This is a genomic window from Stenotrophomonas sp. 22385 (genome assembly GCF_052045085.1).
Classification (GTDB): Bacteria; Pseudomonadota; Gammaproteobacteria; order Xanthomonadales; family Xanthomonadaceae; genus Stenotrophomonas.
In genome coordinates this window covers 64155-80908 of record NZ_JBQEOG010000004.1, presented here as the reverse complement: position 1 = coordinate 80908, position 16754 = coordinate 64155, and the positions used below count along the sequence as shown (strand labels likewise).

Genomic DNA, 16754 nt, shown 5'->3' with positions numbered 1-16754 from the left:
ACTTTGCCTTTCCTTCCCACAGGACGCTTCAACAGGCATCCCGGAGGCACAACCAACAACTCGCCAAGCAAAGTTTGCGACTTCGCATTCTTGGTACCAATCCATAGCGTTGCGCCCGCCCAGGCCCGTAGTTGCGGAAATTTCGTGTCAAAGAAGGTCGAAGCGCGTTGCGCATCACGCAGGCACCCAGGTGTTGCGTGCTCGCCTACGCCCGGACGCAACACCCTGCGCCGACTCTCCCTCCGGGCCTGTCGCAAACGTTTCGCCTAGGCTGCGCCAATTCTGCTCTATGAACTGCGGAACTGGACCGGCAAGCTCGGCAGAGATGGCCCAACTATTTGCGCGCTGGCATCGCGTCTGATGGCAATTCATCGCAAATTCGCGCCGAAACCAGATCGAGCAGACTCCAAGAGATCAATCCCTCCATGGGCGCCAAGTAGAGATCATCATCCTTAGTTGAAACGGGCAAGACCTCGAGTCGGAGCGAAGCGGTGGCTTCAACGAACGCCTGTTGGCGCCGAGCTTTGCTTGTCATAGACGCCTCCATTCTTTGGGTCAATTGTGGGGAATCCAGCGGAGCGCCCTGCGGCGAGCCCGCCTCACCGCTCAGAAATTGCCCAGCACCCCATACACTGAATGCAGTGCAATGTCATAACATAACATGCTAGGCTGCCAACCCTTCCTCCAGGGCGAGCCCAAGTGTCCCTCAACGCTCCCATCATCCACATCAACGGACTGTCCGTTTCCTTCCCCTCGAAGAACGTGCTCTCAGGGCTTGCACTCCAGGTGCACGCAGGCAGTATCTACGCGCTGCTGGGCGGCAACGGTGCAGGCAAGTCGACGACGCTGTCGGTGCTGCTGGGGTTCACGCGGCCGACATCCGGCACAGTGCAGGTTGCCGGCATCACTCCGTGGGAAGCGCCGGAGCGGGCACGTTCGCAGCTGGCGTACCTGCCCGAAAACGTGGCGCTGTATGAACACCTGAGCGCGGTGGAAAACGCGGACTACCTTGTTTCGCTGAGCGGGTTGCGGCAACCGACCGAGGCCATCTGCGAGGCGCTGCGCGCCGCTGGCCTGCAGGAAGCCGCGTGGCATCAACGGCTGGCAGGCTTCTCCAAGGGCATGCGGCAGAAGGTGGCCATTGCCATCGCGTTGATGCGCAAGGTGCCCGTGCTGTTACTGGACGAGCCTACCTCGGGCCTGGACCCGGGCGCGAGCGCCGATTTCCACGCGCTGCTGGAGCCGGTGCGCGCGCGCGGTACCGCCGTGCTGATGGTGACGCACGACTTGCTGGGCGCTGCGGAAGTGGCTGACCGGATCGGGGTGCTCGATCACGGCCGCATCGTCCATGAGGTGGAACGCCAGGACTTCGACCTCAATGCGTTGTACGCCCACTTCACTGGGCGGGAGCGCCAGGCATGAGGGTGGCGTTGTCGGTGATGAAGAACGAGTTGCGCGGGCTGCTGCGGCAACGCACGGCGCTGGCGGGCATCGTGTTGATGACGCTGCTGACGATCACTGCCACGGTGGTCTCGCTCCACCATATGCAGGCCGCCGCAGAGCACCGCGCGCGCCAGCAGGCGGCCGCACAGGACGCCTTTAATGCCCAGCCTGATCGCCACCCGCATCGCGTGGTGCACTACGGGCATTTCGTCTACCGGCTGCCGGCCGCGCTGGCTGCGTTCGATCCCGGCGTGGACCCCTTCACTGGCAGCAGCATGTTCCTGGAAGGCCACCGGCAGAACACCGCCAACTTCGGCGACGTGATGCAGAACTCCATCCTGACACGATTCGGCCAGCTCACCCCGGTTTTCGCGTTGCAGATCCTGGCGCCGCTGATGCTGGTGTTCCTCGGGCATGCCACGCTCGCCCAGGAGCGGCAGAGCGGCACCTTGAGGCAGGTCATGCTGCAGGGTGCCAGCCGCCGCTGCATTCTGGGTGGGAAGCTCGCCGCGCTGCTTGTGGTTTCTGCACTGTTCCTGCTGCCGGCTTTCCTGGGCCTTGCCTCGCTCACATGGGGCAGCCCCGGAACGCTGCCCGTGGCGCTCACCGTCATGCTGGGCTACACCCTTTACCTTGCCACCTGGTGCGTGCTGATCACCGCCGTGTCGTCGATGATGAGCCAGCGCCGGGATGCGCTGCTGGCCCTGATCGGCGGCTGGGCGGTGATGGCGCTGCTGGTGCCGCGTATCGCACCCGATCTGGCCTACGCGGCGTTTCCGCTGCCGGACCGCCTGCACAACGAGGTAAGCATCGCGCGTGATCTGCGCGCACTGGGTGATAGCCACGATGCCAACGACCCGTATTTCGCGGCCTTCAGGCAGCGCGTGCTGGACCAGTACGGGGTCACCCGTATCGAAGACCTGCCGGTGAACTACAAGGGCCTTCTGGCAGTGGAGGGCGAGCGGCTGACCTCGTCGCTGTTCAACCGCTATGCGGCCGACGCCGCCGCGATCCAGCATCGGCAGAACCGCCTGGTGGCCGGCTTTGCAGTACTCAGCCCGGTACTGGCGATCCGGCAGCTGTCGATGACGGCGGCCGCCACCGACCTGCGCGCACACCTGGGCTTCCTGGACCAGGCCGAGCAGCACCGTTACCAGCTCGTGCAGCAGCTCAACCAGATGCAGGCCGATGAGGTCTCCTACGCCGATGACACCGCCAAGGACGCAGGCGCCGACCAGCGCAAGCGGGTAGACAGCTCCCAATGGGAGAAGATTCCACACTTTGAATTCCGTTCGCAGGGCACCTCCACCGTGCTGGCATCGCTGCTCTTGCCGCTGCTGGTGCTGGCGGGGTGGTTGACTGCGGCGCTGTTGCTGCTCGGCGTCATGTCGCGCCGCCTGGGAGTGATGCGATGAAGCCGTGGTACTTCGATCTGCAGCTGCTGCTGCGCTCCAAGGTGGCGGTCGGCTCACTGCTCTTGCTGCTGGTGCTGACCATTGCAAGCCTGCTTTCCGGCGTGCAGCGCATCGACAGCCAGCACGAGGCGATTGCACGCATCGGCGCGCTGCATGCCGAAGACACAGCGGCCGTCGTGGCGGCCCATGGGGATTCGGTAGACGCAGGCACTGCCGCGTACTACAGCTTCCAGCCAACGTGGAACCCACCGTCGCCGCTGGCATTTGCGGCTGTGGGCATGCGCGATGTAGCGCCCATCATGCTGCGCGTGCGTGCGTTGGGGCTGGAAGCCCAGATCCACGATGGCGATACCTTCAATCCGGAGCTGGCGCTGGCGGGCCGCTTCGACTTCTCGTTCCTGCTGACCTTCCTGCTGCCGTTGTTCGCCATTGCACTGCTGCATGATCTGCGCTCCTCCGAGACAGAATCCGGCCGGGAGCGCATGCTGCGTAGCCTGCCGCTCCGCACCCGCTGGCTTTACCTGCGGCGCACGACAATCCGCGGGCTGGCGCTGTGGTTGTGCGTGGGCGCTCCCTTTGTGGTCGTGGCAGTCGACCAGGGCGTGCCGGTGGGCCAGATCCTGGCGGTGCTGGCACTGGCTGCCGCCTACCTGCTGTTCTGGGTGGTGCTGTGCCTGTTGATCCCCCGTCGTGCCTGGAATTCCGGGGTCAATGCGGCGGTGCTCGCCTCATGCTGGGTGGTGCTTGCCTTGATCGCCCCGGCACTGGCCAATGTGGGGATCGAGCGGGCGATCCCGGTAGAGCAGGGGGCTACGATCGCGCGGGCGCAGCGCGAGGCGGTGAACGGCGCCTGGGATATTCCTCGCGACCGGACCATGCAGCAGTTCTATGCCAGCCATCCGCAATGGCGTGATTCGGCGCCGCTTGGCGATGCGTTCCACTACAAGTGGTACCTGGCCTTCCATCAGAACGGTGATGAGCAGGTTGCGCCGTTGGTGGCCGCATACCGGGAAGGCATCGAACGCCGCAACGCCGCCGCCGCGGCAGTGGGCTGGGTACTGCCGTCGGTGGGCCTGCAGGTCGCGTTGACCCGCATGGCAGGCACGGACATGCAGGCCCATCTGGCCTACCAGGACCGCATTCGCGGCTATCACGAAAGGCTGCGGCAGTTCTTCTACGGTTACCTGTTCACTGACAAGCCGTTCGTGAAGAGCGACTACGATCGGATACCCCCGTTCGAACCCGGGGAGTGAAGCCAAGCCTCGCAGAGGGGGATACACTTCCCCTCACTCAGGATCCAGGATGGATTGGAGAACCAACATGGACGACGACTGGCCGAACTTGACCCCCGAACAACGGGCCCTTCTCAGCGGCTTTTGGCGCACGCCGAAGAACGTAATGATCAACGCGCTTCATGGCGTGGTATGAACGGTCAACGGCGTCATCCTTTACCCGTCAAGCCGCTACGCCCCTACAGCGGGGAAACCGGCTACAACCAAAGAAGTGCGCGCCAGTATTCCGATTGGTTCGCTTGACTGCGGGGCTTCCGCAGCGGGGACAGCTACGGGCTTCCATCGGAGCATCCACGGTTGGGGCCAGTGCAGGCTCCCTTCGCTCAGCGTGTTTCAATGCTCCAGAGTTGGGTTCCCTTGACTGCTGAATCATCTGCAGCAGCTGTTCTCCGCCGATCAGCTCAATCGGCTTTCCGCGAGCGAACGCTTCGGCATCGGGCGTGAACGTGCCGACGCAGACAATCTTCACCGCATCGGCTTGGTGGTGGGCAAGCAATCCGGCCATCTCGCGGACGACGCTTACACCTACCTGTCTGCGGCGCCATTGCTTGCACTGGACGAGTACGCGGCGATCCTGCTTGTGCAGGATCAGGTCGACCCCGCCGTCAGGCCCGCCAAGTCCGCTTTCCTCAACCCGGTACCCCTGACGGCGGAAGGCTTCGCCCACCAACTGCTCGAACTGCCGCCAGCCAAGCGATGCCAGGCTCTCCAACGTGGTGCGGGTATCAAGCAGCTGGCGGCGGCGGCGCGCCCCCAAGAAGGAGAGCAGGGCAGCCAACCAACAGCCTGCAAGGAAAATCCAGGCGATCGGTTCAAGCGCCTGCCAGAGATTGCTTGCCATGCCATTCGCCAGCGCGTTGTCCTGCCGGGCGAACCACCACGGAATGACGAAGCGGATCGTGATGAAGCCCATTGCCCCAGCCGCAATGCCGATTGGCCACGGCATACGGGTCAAGGTGTCAAACCCATTCGTGTTCTTTCTACGTCCCATGGAACAGCGTCGAGATAAAGCGGAAAGAAATAGTGGGGGAGGCGCCGGGCAGAGCCCGACGCTACCAACAGGCCTGTTACAACTGCTTGTCCAAGCTGATCTGCACACCGTGGTCGCGGTCCTCGCCGCTGCCGACCAGGCCCCGGTAGTCCACCCGCAGGCCCCAGTTGCGCCTGAAGTCGAACATCAACCCGGCACCGAGCATCCAGCGGTTGCGGTCGAAGCCATCCAGCGAAGTGCGGTAGAACGGCACGCCGACCAGATCGGCGTACTGCATGGTTGCCACGCCGCTGCCCTTGAAGTCGTGCTGGTACTCCACCCGCAGCTGCGGTGTCCACGCACCCCAGACGGCCGTGTTGCGGAATTCAATGCGAACGCCTGCATTGCCTGTGCTGGTTTCCACATCCTGGTCGCCGTAGCGCAGCGCGTACAGTTCGTTACCGCTTTCCGCATACGGGTCGAGGGTGCCTTGTGATGCATCCAGCCGTGCGTAGGGCGTCAGCAGCCAGTTGCCGCGCGCCAGGTCTGCACCCAGCGAAAGCGAACCGAACCACTGGCTGCCGTCGCGCAGCGCATGCACCAGGCTGCCATCGCTGGTCACGTAGCGGCGCAGCTCGTAGTCCAGCAGCTGGTGGCCCACCAGCGCGTCCACGAACAGATGGTCGCCCGGGGAGTAGCTGGCATACAGCGCCAGGGTGTAGGCCTGGCCATCGCTGCGACTCCCGCTTTCGCCTACGTCGGTGCGGTCACGGGCGTATCCCAATGCCACGCCCAGCGCGAGGTCGCGCCCGACCTGCAGGTCGCTGCCCAGCGTCACGCCATCTGTGTTGAAGTCTCGACCTGCGCTGCCGCCCCCATTGCTGCGCCCGCTACGCACGTTGCCGCCCACCCAAAGCCCGAGCGGGGCCTGGGACTCGTTTGCGGTAGCCGCCGGTGCATCCAGGCTGGGCTCGCGGTCGAACGGCTGGCGCCGCTGTGCGTCGCAATGGGTGCCGGGCAGGGTGCCGACCGCTGGGTCGCAACGCTGCTCACCATAGGCCAGGCTCACGTTGTTGCTGAAGCCGTTGTTGCGGCTGGCGCCGTGCAGGCGCTGCATGCGTTGCTGGATGTTCTCGATCTGGGAAGTGGCAAAGCGGCGGGCAGTGTCGGCCTGCGCCGACAACAGCCCACGCACCTCCGGGTCACGGGTCGGATCGGGGCGCTGGGCGATCTGCACGGTGTAATTCCGCGTGCCGGTGAAGCCCAGCGCATCGGTGGCGGTGATGGTGAAGGCAAACGCACCGGAAACGGTCGGCGTGCCGGAAAGCGCACCGGAACCGGCAAGCGCCAGACCGCCGGGCAGCGCACCGCCGGTAACCGCGTAGCTGTAGGGTGCCGTGCCGCCGGTGGTGGACAGCTGCTGCTGGTAGCCGTTGGCGAACAGACCCGCCGGCAGCGTTTCCGGGGTCAGCGTGAGCACCGGAGCGGCCACGCTCACCGTGTAGGCCTGGGTGACCGTGCTTGCGGTGCCCGTGGTGCTGTCCGTAGCGGTGACGCTGAAGCTGTACGTGCCGGCCGCGGTCGGCGTGCCTGACAGACGGCCACTCGCCGCATCCAGTGCCAGACCTGCAGGCAATACCCCGGCGCTGGTGGCGAACGAATACGGTGCAACGCCATTCCCGGCGCTGAAGGCAACCTGATAAGCGCTGCCTGCCGTGGTGGCGGGCAGGGCACCTGCGGCCGGAGTCAACCTCAATGCAGGGCGGGCAACCTCCAGCGTGTAGTTCTGCACCACGCTGCCTGGCGTTCCACTCGTACTGTCGGTCACGGTGATCGTGAGCGCGAAGCTGCCGGCTTGGGTCGGCGTGCCGGACAGCACGCCGCTGCCGCCATCAAAGACCACGCCACTTGGCAGCGCGCCACTCACGGCGTAGCTGTAGGGAGCCACACCGCCGGCCGTGGTGACCACCTGCTGGTAGGACGTGCCTGCGGTGGCCGGAGCCAGCGTCGCGGGACTCACCACCAGCGTGGGGCTGGCCACGGCAAGTGTGAATGCCTGGGTGGTGGTGAAGGGTCCGGCGCCGCTGCTGCTGTCGGTGGCCGACACCTGCAGGGTGAAGCTGCCGGCCTGGGTCGGCGCACCGGAGATGGTGACACTGTCAGCCGTGCTGGTGGCGATCGAAACACCGGCCGGCAGGTTGGTCACCTGGTAGCCGGTGTAAGGCGCAGTGCCCCCGGCCCAGCTGAAGGTCTGGCTGTACGCCGATCCTGCCACCGCCGAAAGAGTGCCGGCGGTGCTGACGGTGATGGTCGGATTGCCCACGGTGATACTCACCGTCGCCGGTGCGGAGGCGCCGCTGCCGTTTCTGGCGAGGTAGGTGAAACTGTCATTGCCCGCAAAGCCCGCAGCCGGCTGGTAGCTGATCGCCGTCGGACCGGTCACGGTCGCGGTGCCGTGCAACGGTGCACCGGCCACTTCGACGGAGGTGGCCGCGCCGCCGGAGAGCGCCAACGTCACCGGGGCAGCAGGCGCACCGTAACCGAACGAGGCACTGACGTCGCCGGCCACGGGCAGGCCGTCGGCCACGGTGATCGACCGGCTCGAACTGACGCTGTAAGGGCCGGAACCCCCCGAGCTGTCAGTCGCAGTGACGGTGAAGGTGAACGTTCCCAACGCGGTCGGGGTGCCGGCGATGGCGCCGGTGATGTCCATGGTCAACCCCGGGGGCAGGGCACCGGCGGTGATCGAATAGATGTACGGCGCGGTGCCACCACTGGCGGGGTCAACCGGAGCGGTGTACGCCTGCGACCTCGTTGCATTCGGCAACGGCCCGCCGGGCAGCTGCAGCGCAGGCGCTCCCAGCGTCAGCGTATAGGACTGCGCGCCGATGTAAGGGCCAGGTGCCGCACTGGTATCGGTGGCGGTGATGGTGAAGACATACGAGCCGCCAGCCGTGGGCGTACCGCTGAATGTGCCCGCCGGACTGACGACAAGGCCCGGCGGCAGCCCGCCCGCAGTCAACGCAAAGGTGTAGCTGCCGCTGCCACCGCTGGCGGTGATCGTCTGGCTGTACGCCACGCCCACGGCGGGGTTCGGCAGCGTCGTCGGCGAGACTGTCACCGGCTGGTCATCATTGAGGATGGTAACGGTGCCGGACGCACCGGCAATGACGGCGTTGCTGGCCCCGGACAGGCTGACGGTAAAGGTTTCGTCGGCCTCCGGCGTGGTGTCTCCATTGACCTGGACCACGATGTCACGGGAGGTGACGCCCGGCGCAAAGACGAGGGTGCCGCTGGTGCTCACATAATCCGTCGGCGATACCGCGGTGTTGTTCGAGGTCGCGTAGTTGACCGTGACGGGCTGCCCGCTGGCCGCTGACAGTGCCACTGTGAGTGTGGCGGCTGAGGTACCTGCATTACCCTCGCTCAACGAGACATCGCTGATCGACAACGCCGGAACCGGGTCATCATTGACGATGGTGCCAACAGCCTGGGCGTCCGCGACGGTCGCACCGCTGACGTTGCTGACATTGACGAACAGGGTTTCATTGGGCTCGTTCAACGTATCGCCGAGCACCAGCACACTGAAGGTTGCGATGCTGCTGCCTGCAGGAATGACCTGCCCACTCAACGCGGCCGCAACATAGTCACTGCCGGCCGTGGCGGTGCCATCGGCGGTAGCGATGTCGAAGCTGACCCCGCCCGGGCCCGCCGGCGCGCTGAGTGACACCGTGAAGGCCATGATCGTGGTGCCGCCGTCACCCTCGTTGACGCTGACGTCGTTGATGGACAACGACGGCAGATCGTCGTCGATGATCGTGCCCGTCGCCACGGTCGGCGCACCCAGGGTGTAACCGGCACCAGACCCCAGGGCGATCGTTACCGTCTCATTGCCTTCGATGTTGGCGTCGGCGATCGGCATGACCATGATGGAGCCGCTGGTAGCACCCGCAGCGATGAGCAGCGGGGAACTCACTGCCGCGTAATCGCTGCCACTGGTGGCGCTGCCGCCCACGGTGAACGCAATCGAGACGGGTGCCAATGGCGCCTGGTCCAGCGAAACGGTGTACACCAGCGCAGTGCCGCTGTCTTCGTTCACCGATGCCGGGGACACCGAGATCGATGCGACTGGCACGTCATCATTGAGAATCGTGCCGGTGGCGCTGGACGGGGTGCCCACGGTGTAGCCGCTGCCAGTGCCCACCGTGAGAATGACGGTCTCGTTGGCCTCAACCACGCCGTCGGCGACCGGGTCGATGGTCAGCGTGGCGGTGGTGGCACCGGCAGGAATGGTCAGTGTCGTGGTCGCGCCGGTGTAATCGGTGCCGGGGGTTGCCGTGCCGCCGGTGGTCAGGTTGACGACGGTGGCCGAGGAAAGATTCAGACTACGAGTGACCGTGTAGACCAGATTTGTGGCGCCATCTTCCGACACGCTCGCTGGCGCCACAGCAATGGACACAGTTGGCGCCGGACTGACCGTCAGGGTGAAATTCTCCACCTCGAAATAGCTACCCGCACCGGTGCTGCTGTCGGTAACCCGGATGCTCACTGCGTAGTTGCCTGGGGCGCTGCCCGTGGTGCCGCTGATCACCCCGGTGCTGCCAAGCACGAGGCCGGCAGGCAGGGCGCCCGTTTCGAGCTGGTAGGTGAAAGGCGCAACGCCGCCGGTGGTGGCAAGCGTCTGGGTGAAGGGCACGCCCTGGATCGCGGTTGCAGAGCCCGGCGCCAGGGAAAGGCTGGGATTCTGTACGGTGCCGCCGTAGCTCTTGTCGACCGTCGCAGCGGTGCTGTCGGTGGCACGCACGCTGAAGGAGTAGGCGCCGCGCTGCGTCGGCGTGCCGCTCAGTGTGGCGCCGGAAAGCGAGACGCCCGGGGGCAGGCTGCCGCCGACAAGCGCGTAGGTGTAGGGGGCGCTGCCCCCGCTGGCGCTCAGGGTCTGCGAGAACGCAGTACCGGCACTCAGCGTCGGCAGCGTCGCCGGCGCGACCACAATGGCGGAGTTGGCCGGGGTGACGGTGATGTTGACCCGCACCGCGCCGCCGTTACCTTGGGCCTCGCCATCGGTGAATTCGAATGCATCGGAGGTGGTGGCGCTGCCGTCGTGACTGTAGTCGAGCAACCAGCGGTTGCCATCGACGCGGAGGTTCGCCGTGCCGTTCTGGGGAAAGGCAGGGCCATCCGCTGGGCCGTAGAAGAAGTTTGCCGCGCCCTGTGCGCAGTCCGTGACATCTAACGTAACGGCACCACCATTGGCCACGGTGGCAAACTTTTCCGCACACACCGGTGAGGTGTGCGCTGCCCATGCGGCACCTGGCCAGCACAGTGCGGCGCACAACAGAAACGTCGAGACTGCAAACACGCGCGCGAAGCGCGCGCGGTCATTGAGGTACGCCATGACCTTTCCCCCTTGGAAAGATTTCACCTGATGCAGAACAACATCGAGGTGCGCGTCCTTTGCTGGCTGCCCCGTGAGCGTTTCGCTCCCGTCGTTCCTTGACGTTGCCAGCGGCAGGCATTCCACGCCTCCCCCCTGGAGGCAATTGGAACAGAGTCTGCGCAGCGAAGGAAGGGGCCGTCAGATGGGGCTTGTGAACAGCCTGAATGGCGTTCAGAGTAAGCGCGCGTCACTCCGGCGCCGCCGCTCAGCATCCAAGGGGGATCAGATGAGCGAATTCTACGTCGGTCAGATCATGATGACCGGTTTCGGCTTCGCGCCCAAAAACTGGGCGCAATGCAACGGGCAGATCATGCCCATCCAGCAGAACCAGGCACTGTTTTCACTATTGGGCACCCGCTACGGCGGCAACGGCAGCCAAACCTTCGGACTGCCGGATCTGCGCGGCCGCACCCCGGTGGGCTCTGGGTCGTCCGCGGACGCAAATTGGCAGCCACCCCCGATGCAGGCAGGGCAGATGGCCGGTAACGAAACGGTGACAGTGCTCAGCAACCAGCTGCCGCCGCATGGGCACCAGGTGAGCGGCGTGGCCGCCGCGGGCGACAACCGCAACCCGAGCAGCCGCACCTTTGCCGGCGCCAACGGCGGGGTCAAGCTCTACGCAACGCAGGGCGGGGCGGAAGTTGCCCAGGCACCGGGTTCGGTGGCACCCGAAGGTGGGAATATGCCGCACCCCAACATGCAGCCGTATACCGCATTGAACTTCTGCGTTGCCCTCAACGGCATCTACCCCTCCCGCAGCTGAGCCCCAGGAGTACAACCACATGAGTGAACCTTACATCGGCGAAATTCGCATGTTCGGGTTTACGCGGGTACCCACGGGATGGGCCGCCTGCGATGGCTCGCTGCTCTCCATTGCAGATTACGAAGTCCTGTATACCCTGCTCGGCACCACCTATGGCGGCGATGGGCAGAACACCTTCGGCATACCGGACCTGCGCGGTGCCGTGCCGCTTCATCAGGGCCAGGGCCCTGGCCTGACGATGCGCCCGCTTGGGCAGCGCGGCGGCAGCGAGACGGTGACGCTGACCGCAGCTCAGATGCCCAGCCACACGCACGTTCTGGTTGCCACCAGCGTCTCCGCATCCCTGGATACCCCGGGCGCCACGTCATTACCGGGCGCGGTCAGCGGTGAGACGTTCTACGTCAGCGACGTGGCTACCGCGACCCCGGTATCGATGGAACCCACCGCCGTGTCCGTTGCCGGCGGCAGCCAGCCGCACGAAAACTGCATGCCCACGCTGACCGTGCAGTACTGCATCGCGTGGTCCGGCATCTACCCCTCGCAGTCCTGACCGACGCGCCCGCAAAGAGAGACGACCATGACCACACCCTTCATCGGTGAGATCCAGATGTTCGGCTTCGACTACAATCCCTACGGCTGGGCGTTCTGCAATGGCACCACGTTGCCTGTGACACAGAACACCGTTTTGTATTCGCTGTTGGGCGTGATGTACGGCGGCAATGGCAGTTCCACGTTCCAGCTTCCCAATCTGGTAACGCGTGCGGCATGCGGCCAGGGCACCGGCCCGGGCCTGACACCGCGCAGGGCTGGCGACGCCTTCGGTGTCACCGCAGTGACCCTGACGGAGCAGCAGATGCCCGCCCATCAGCACGTGCTAACGGCCTTCCAGCAGGGTGACACCACCAAGCGCAGCAGCACGCCGGTTCAGGGCGGCGGCCTCTCCCAGCCGGGGTCCAGTACGGTGAAGCCGTTCAGCAGCAGCCCACCGAATGCGCCTATGTCACCGACCATGCTCAAGCCCGCGGCCGGCGGTGCCCAGCCTCATGCCAATCAGCAGCCCTACCTGGCGGTGAACTTCTGCATCGCGCTGACCGGTGACTACCCCAGCTTCGGATGATGGCCTCGCCACCCCTGGCACCGTTTCCGCCTGCGCGCTTCGCGGCGCAGGCGGCGACGTCGGACACACCGTGGCGCTGCCGCGCGCTCGGCGGCGACGATCTGGCGTGGTTGGCGGCGTTGTACGCCAGCACCCGTGAGCAGGAACTGCAGGCCGTGCCATGGCCCGCCGATGTCAAACAGCAGTTCCTGGCACAGCAGTTCAACGCTCAGCACCAGCACTATCTCGCCCAGTACCCCCACGCGCATTATCTTGCCATCGAGTGCAACGGCGAGGCCGTGGGACGCATCTACGTCGATGAGAGCGGTGCGGACGACCTTCTTGTAGATATAAGCCTGTTCCCATCATGGCGGGGAAAGGGCATCGGAAGCGCGCTGATCCAGCGCCAGCAGCAGGCATCGGGTGGGCGGGGGCGTGGGCTGGCGCTGCATGTGATGGTCCACAACATGGCCGCGCAGCGTCTGTATGCGCGGCTGGGCTTCGTGGAAAACGGCGAGTCGGCAGATGGCCTGTACCTGCCGCTGCGCTGGCAACCTAGTTGAAGACGGCCTGGTAGAGGAAACCGGCGCGCTCCTGCGCGACAGGGACCAGGAAGATGCCGACTTCACCCACCCGCCCGTGGCGCAGAGGGTAGATCTTCTGCGGAAATACAATCGGTGCGGCGTTGCGGAACAGCAGCGAGAACGGTGCACGCGCCGCGCCGGGGTGCGGCGACGGCAGGGGGCGGGCTTCCACCAACACGAATTCCATCGCCATGCCGTCGTACTCGGCAGCGAACGTCTCATTCACGCAACCGGCGAAGTGTTCCAGCGTCAACAGTTCCATGTCCGTCCCCCGTCGGGCAGGCCGCAGGATGCGCGGCTCTGGGTATCGTCGCTGCATTGGGTTGCTTGCGCAAGATGACAGGAGGAGGTGCGGCTTCCCGAGTGCCAGAGCCCGGCCTCCCATAGGAGATATACTTCCCTCACTCAGGATCCAGGATGGATTACAGCCCTATGCGTCTCACTGCAGCAGCCAGTTCGCTTGTCGTTCTACTGTCCATGGCATCTACCGTCCCGGTCTCTGCGGCGGAACCTGAAATATTCGGCATCAAATTAGGGGCACCATTAGCGCTGCCCCTCTGCCAGCTATCCTTGCCCGCTCCAGCCGCCCCCAGAAGCAACAAAGGGATAGGGGCCAGGGCGTTCAACAAGCTGATGACCCCGCCGCCGGAACCGCCGAAGGCCGCCCCACCCGCAACAGGGTTGTGCGTCGCGCCCGGCACGACAAACATGGCTGTGGGGAATACGGAGTTCGGGGCAGGGGAGTACGGTTACCTGGTCTTCGCCACGGACGAGTTCCCGGCGTGGGTTGCGCCCATCGGCATGGCGATCGGGGCGGGCGCAGGCGACGCTTTTTCTCTGGAAGGTGCAGGCGGCCTGGTTCTACTGCGCGACGGGCGTGTGATCGCCTTGCGCTTCAACACCACCGGGTTCGAGGCGCAGCCGCGCGTGATGGAGCTGCTCAAGCGCAAGTTCGGCTCGCCCAGTGCGGAAAAGGCGGTGACCTGGAACAACGCTCTGGGCGGCAGCCGCGATTCGATTTCCGCACAATGGCGCAAGCCCGATTTCTTTGCGGATTATTCTTCGGTCGTGCAATCGCAGCCCATGCGAGCACAAGGGCTGTCGGGCGGAATCGGGTTCCTCAGCATCGGCAACGATGAGGGGCAGCAAGTGCTCCAGCCTGCCAGCAAGGAAGTGGAGTTCTAGGTCGCGCAACCCCAGGTCCTGACCGCGATTCTCGCAGCCCGCAATGGCCAGATGACGGATCTCTGACGATGAAGGGAGACTTCAGCATGAAGTTTGCAGGGGCGACCAACGCCTTGGTCTACGCTTTGCGCCTGATCCTGCTTTGCACGCTGGTGCTGACGATGGTCGGCTGCAGCCGCATGAGTGAGTCGTGGAAAGAGGAAGTGCGGCTGTCCGACGGCCGGTTGATCGTGGTCAAACGCACTGCGAAGGGAACCCTCACCCGCGATATCGCCATGCGTGCCACCGGCTGGATACCCAGGGAGACCACCCTGCGGATCGGGCAGGTGGACGGGGCTGCCAAGCCGCCCGTATGGCGATCACACCTGATTCCTGTCGTCATGGACTACGACCCGGCTTCATCGACGTGGACGGTCGTGGCCACTTACCTCTTCTGTGACACCTGGTACGACATGGGCCGCCCGGTCTCGCCATACGTGCAGTACATCTCGGTCGGAGGGGAAGCGTGGCGTGTCGTGCCCCTGCAGCCGGGATTGATCGGCAAGCGAGCGAATCTGCTGACCCATATTCGACCGACAGGCGAATCGGGCCTGGTGCGGGAGCAGTACAAGGAAATGCGCTGGCGCTCGAGCTCCGCCCGGTTCAAGGCGATCACGTCGTCCTGGAAAACCAACTGCTAGTGCATTTATACGTGTCGGGGAACACCCTATAGGAGCGTCGCCCAAATCCGTGGAGAATCGGTACGGGAGAAGCGAGGAGGCAACATGGACGTTAGTTTGCTGGTGCTCACGGCTGGGTTGTTGATGTCGTCGACTGCGGCTGCACAGATTCACACGGCTACGGGTCATGCACCCCGACCACAGCCCGCTGCCAAGAGGGCGGCGCACAACTCAATGGCGAAGACGACCACGCCGTACAACTGCCAGCAGTACCGGTGGCCGAACCACCCGCACCCGGGCGTGAAGCCTTACTGCGACAGGATCGAAGCTCGAACACTGCAAGATGAAGCCCGGCGTGTAGGTCGCCCCGGACCGTCTGACGACGTCATATCTCTACCTGCACTCGGATCTGATGAGGCGGCCCGAACAGGGCGCGCCTGTATAGGCGGGCAGGCGATGCGGAAGCTTTCTAACGGATGGGTGCAGGTTTCGTCAGCTTCCGGCGGCTGGCAACGGTGCAGGGTGCAATAGCCGGTGGGGCGGAATGTAGCGCTTTGCAGCAGACGATCTAACGTCGGTGGGCCAGGAAGCTGACGTCCTCAAAATGGCGAACCTCAGTGTTGAACATGTGCCATACCGAAAATCAGTCTATACAGAATGTACCGACCTCGATCGGGCGCTACCTCGTGGTCGATGTCAGCTGGAGTTAGACATTGCGTGGAGCAACCCTGGCCGGCCAGTTCAATGGGTAGAATACGCCTTATCATCGAGTCGTATGAGGCGACGAGTACACCTCGCGGTGAAATCTAAATCAAACCTGCAACAGACCCCTGCGTCCGGCCACCTGAATAGGAGCTATCCATGAAGGAACCAGCGGCAACTTGGAGACAGTTTGAAGATCTTGTTCGTCGAATTTTGCAGGCGAACAACTTTGACGTGCATTTACACTCACCCCGTGGCGATCTGGGATTCGACTTCATTGCTCGCCTACCAAACGAAACATGGGCCATTGAGGTCAAGTACTACCGCACTTCACGCGCACAGCCGACTCTCATTGCGGCTGCAGCAACGCGGGTCGCAAACAACGGGTTGATAGCAAATGCAACGAGGGGAATGTTGGTAGTTTCATGCTTTCTAGACTCCGAATTACGAATCAGTTTGGAACAAAAATTCAGCATCAACTTTGTAGACCAAGTTGATCTACGGAACTGGTGCGCGGCACACCCGGACCTGATGGAAGAGCTCGATGCGTTACTCGAATCGAATCCTAATGAGCCTCTGACAACGGATCCAACGCGCCTAAGACCTGAATCACGGAGCAAGCGAATCACTGATGCTTTGCCGAGAAAGATCGACACGAGAGGTACCGAGCTTTGTACTGAGTTGAAAGGAATAAAAAAGGGGAGATCGACCTGGGCCCAATATGAAAGAACCTGCGAAGAGATACTGAAGTATCTTTTCCCAAATGATCTCCATGGATGGCACTCTCAAAAGCGGACTGATGATGGCCTAAACCGTTATGACTATGTCTGCCGCGTCAGGCCGACCACCGAATTCTGGAAGTTCGTCATTGATCACCTCGATAGTCGTTACATACTCTTTGAGTTCAAGAACTACTCAGGGACAATAAAACAGGGGCAGATCCTTACAACCGAGAAGTATCTGCTGGAACGCGGTCTCCGCCGAGTGGCAATCATCATGACTAGAGTCGGGGCCGACGCTAACGCGGTCGCAATGACTCAGGGAGCCATGCGAGAGCACGGCAAGCTAATGCTTATCGTTGACGATCAGAAGGTTTGCGAGATGCTCCACATGAAAGAGCGGGGCGAAGATCCGACCGACTGCCTATTTGAGCTCGCGGACAATTTCCTTTTGAAACTACCGAGGTAAGTCCGTCAGCAAGCGATAGT

General features: G+C 63.8%; 13 protein-coding genes. 10 read left to right on the top strand and 3 right to left on the bottom strand.

All coding sequences use genetic code 11. The features are described 5' to 3' along the window. Positions 1-699: 699 nt before the first annotated feature. The 3 genes from ACTJI4_RS08935 to ACTJI4_RS08925 are packed head-to-tail and all read left to right on the top strand — an operon-like array spanning position 700 to position 4111. On the top strand, positions 700-1422 hold the full coding sequence (locus tag ACTJI4_RS08935) for an ABC transporter ATP-binding protein (RefSeq protein WP_440869091.1): 723 nt from the start codon (positions 700-702) through the stop codon (positions 1420-1422). Then, positions 1419-2858, top strand: a complete 1440-nt coding sequence (locus ACTJI4_RS08930; RefSeq protein WP_440869090.1) for an ABC transporter permease — start codon at positions 1419-1421, stop codon at positions 2856-2858. Before ACTJI4_RS08935 ends, ACTJI4_RS08930 begins: the two co-directional genes overlap by 4 nt. Beyond that, positions 2855-4111 carry a DUF3526 domain-containing protein gene (locus tag ACTJI4_RS08925; protein WP_440869089.1) on the top strand — a complete coding sequence of 419 codons (1257 nt, stop codon included), beginning with the start codon at positions 2855-2857 and terminating at the stop codon, positions 4109-4111. Before ACTJI4_RS08930 ends, ACTJI4_RS08925 begins: the two co-directional genes overlap by 4 nt. A gap of 202 nt (positions 4112-4313) precedes the next feature. On the opposite strand, the gene ACTJI4_RS08920 is transcribed toward ACTJI4_RS08925, so the two are convergent. Beyond that, positions 4314-5141, bottom strand: a complete 828-nt coding sequence (locus tag ACTJI4_RS08920) for a restriction endonuclease (protein ID WP_440869088.1) — start codon at positions 5139-5141, stop codon at positions 4314-4316. A 76-nt stretch (positions 5142-5217) separates the two neighbouring features. Next, the gene (locus ACTJI4_RS08915) at positions 5218-10515 is read right to left on the bottom strand and encodes a putative Ig domain-containing protein (protein WP_440869087.1); all 5298 of its coding nucleotides are present in this window, start codon (positions 10513-10515) and stop codon (positions 5218-5220) included. 268 nt (positions 10516-10783) lie between these two features. Here ACTJI4_RS08915 and ACTJI4_RS08910 point away from each other — a divergent pair, with 268 nt between their 5' ends. From ACTJI4_RS08910 to ACTJI4_RS08895, 4 genes are read left to right on the top strand one after another with little or no spacing between them, the layout of a single operon-like run. Next, positions 10784-11320, top strand: a complete 537-nt coding sequence (locus ACTJI4_RS08910) for a phage tail protein (RefSeq protein ID WP_392924244.1) — start codon at positions 10784-10786, stop codon at positions 11318-11320. Positions 11321-11339: 19 nt separating this feature from the next. Then, entirely contained in the window at positions 11340-11870 is a 531-nt protein-coding gene (locus tag ACTJI4_RS08905) for a phage tail protein (protein ID WP_440869086.1), read from the top strand. Positions 11871-11897: 27 nt separating this feature from the next. Then, the gene (locus ACTJI4_RS08900) at positions 11898-12437 is read left to right on the top strand and encodes a phage tail protein (protein WP_392923686.1); all 540 of its coding nucleotides are present in this window, start codon (positions 11898-11900) and stop codon (positions 12435-12437) included. Next, the gene (locus tag ACTJI4_RS08895; RefSeq protein ID WP_440869085.1) at positions 12437-12979 is read left to right on the top strand and encodes a GNAT family N-acetyltransferase; all 543 of its coding nucleotides are present in this window, start codon (positions 12437-12439) and stop codon (positions 12977-12979) included. Before ACTJI4_RS08900 ends, ACTJI4_RS08895 begins: the two co-directional genes overlap by 1 nt. On the opposite strand, the gene ACTJI4_RS08890 is transcribed toward ACTJI4_RS08895, so the two are convergent. After that, positions 12972-13262: a DUF6916 family protein gene (locus tag ACTJI4_RS08890; protein WP_440869084.1), complete on the bottom strand. Its 291-nt coding sequence runs from the start codon at positions 13260-13262 to the stop codon at positions 12972-12974. The two genes, ACTJI4_RS08895 and ACTJI4_RS08890, sit on opposite strands and share 8 nt — an antisense overlap. A 371-nt stretch (positions 13263-13633) precedes the next feature. On the opposite strand from ACTJI4_RS08890, the gene ACTJI4_RS08885 reads away from it, so the two are divergent. The 3 genes from ACTJI4_RS08885 to ACTJI4_RS08875 all read left to right on the top strand — a co-directional run bounded on the left by ACTJI4_RS08885 (position 13634) and on the right by ACTJI4_RS08875 (position 16734). Next, positions 13634-14185, top strand: coding sequence for a hypothetical protein (locus ACTJI4_RS08885; RefSeq protein ID WP_440869083.1), 552 nt, complete (start codon positions 13634-13636; stop codon positions 14183-14185). A gap of 68 nt (positions 14186-14253) precedes the next feature. Beyond that, on the top strand, positions 14254-14865 hold the full coding sequence (locus ACTJI4_RS08880) for a hypothetical protein (RefSeq protein WP_440869082.1): 612 nt from the start codon (positions 14254-14256) through the stop codon (positions 14863-14865). 840 nt (positions 14866-15705) lie between these two features. Then, on the top strand, positions 15706-16734 hold the full coding sequence (locus ACTJI4_RS08875; RefSeq protein WP_440869081.1) for a restriction endonuclease: 1029 nt from the start codon (positions 15706-15708) through the stop codon (positions 16732-16734). Positions 16735-16754 lie beyond the last annotated feature (20 nt).

Excerpts from the sequence above, each read along its gene's own strand:
- ACTJI4_RS08930 (WP_440869090.1), top strand. The coding sequence starts at position 1,419 with ATGAGGGTGGCGTTGTCGGTGATGAAGAACGAGTTGCGCGGGCTGCTG.
- ACTJI4_RS08925 (WP_440869089.1), top strand. The coding sequence starts at position 2,855 with ATGAAGCCGTGGTACTTCGATCTGCAGCTGCTGCTGCGCTCCAAGGTG.
- ACTJI4_RS08920 (WP_440869088.1), bottom strand. The coding sequence starts at position 5,141 with ATGGGACGTAGAAAGAACACGAATGGGTTTGACACCTTGACCCGTATG.
- ACTJI4_RS08915 (WP_440869087.1), bottom strand. The coding sequence starts at position 10,515 with ATGGCGTACCTCAATGACCGCGCGCGCTTCGCGCGCGTGTTTGCAGTC.
- ACTJI4_RS08910 (WP_392924244.1), top strand. The coding sequence starts at position 10,784 with ATGAGCGAATTCTACGTCGGTCAGATCATGATGACCGGTTTCGGCTTC.
- ACTJI4_RS08905 (WP_440869086.1), top strand. The coding sequence starts at position 11,340 with ATGAGTGAACCTTACATCGGCGAAATTCGCATGTTCGGGTTTACGCGG.
- ACTJI4_RS08900 (WP_392923686.1), top strand. The coding sequence starts at position 11,898 with ATGACCACACCCTTCATCGGTGAGATCCAGATGTTCGGCTTCGACTAC.
- ACTJI4_RS08895 (WP_440869085.1), top strand. The coding sequence starts at position 12,437 with ATGGCCTCGCCACCCCTGGCACCGTTTCCGCCTGCGCGCTTCGCGGCG.
- ACTJI4_RS08890 (WP_440869084.1), bottom strand. The coding sequence starts at position 13,262 with ATGGAACTGTTGACGCTGGAACACTTCGCCGGTTGCGTGAATGAGACG.
- ACTJI4_RS08885 (WP_440869083.1), top strand. The coding sequence starts at position 13,634 with ATGACCCCGCCGCCGGAACCGCCGAAGGCCGCCCCACCCGCAACAGGG.
- ACTJI4_RS08880 (WP_440869082.1), top strand. The coding sequence starts at position 14,254 with ATGAAGGGAGACTTCAGCATGAAGTTTGCAGGGGCGACCAACGCCTTG.
- ACTJI4_RS08875 (WP_440869081.1), top strand. The coding sequence starts at position 15,706 with ATGAAGGAACCAGCGGCAACTTGGAGACAGTTTGAAGATCTTGTTCGT.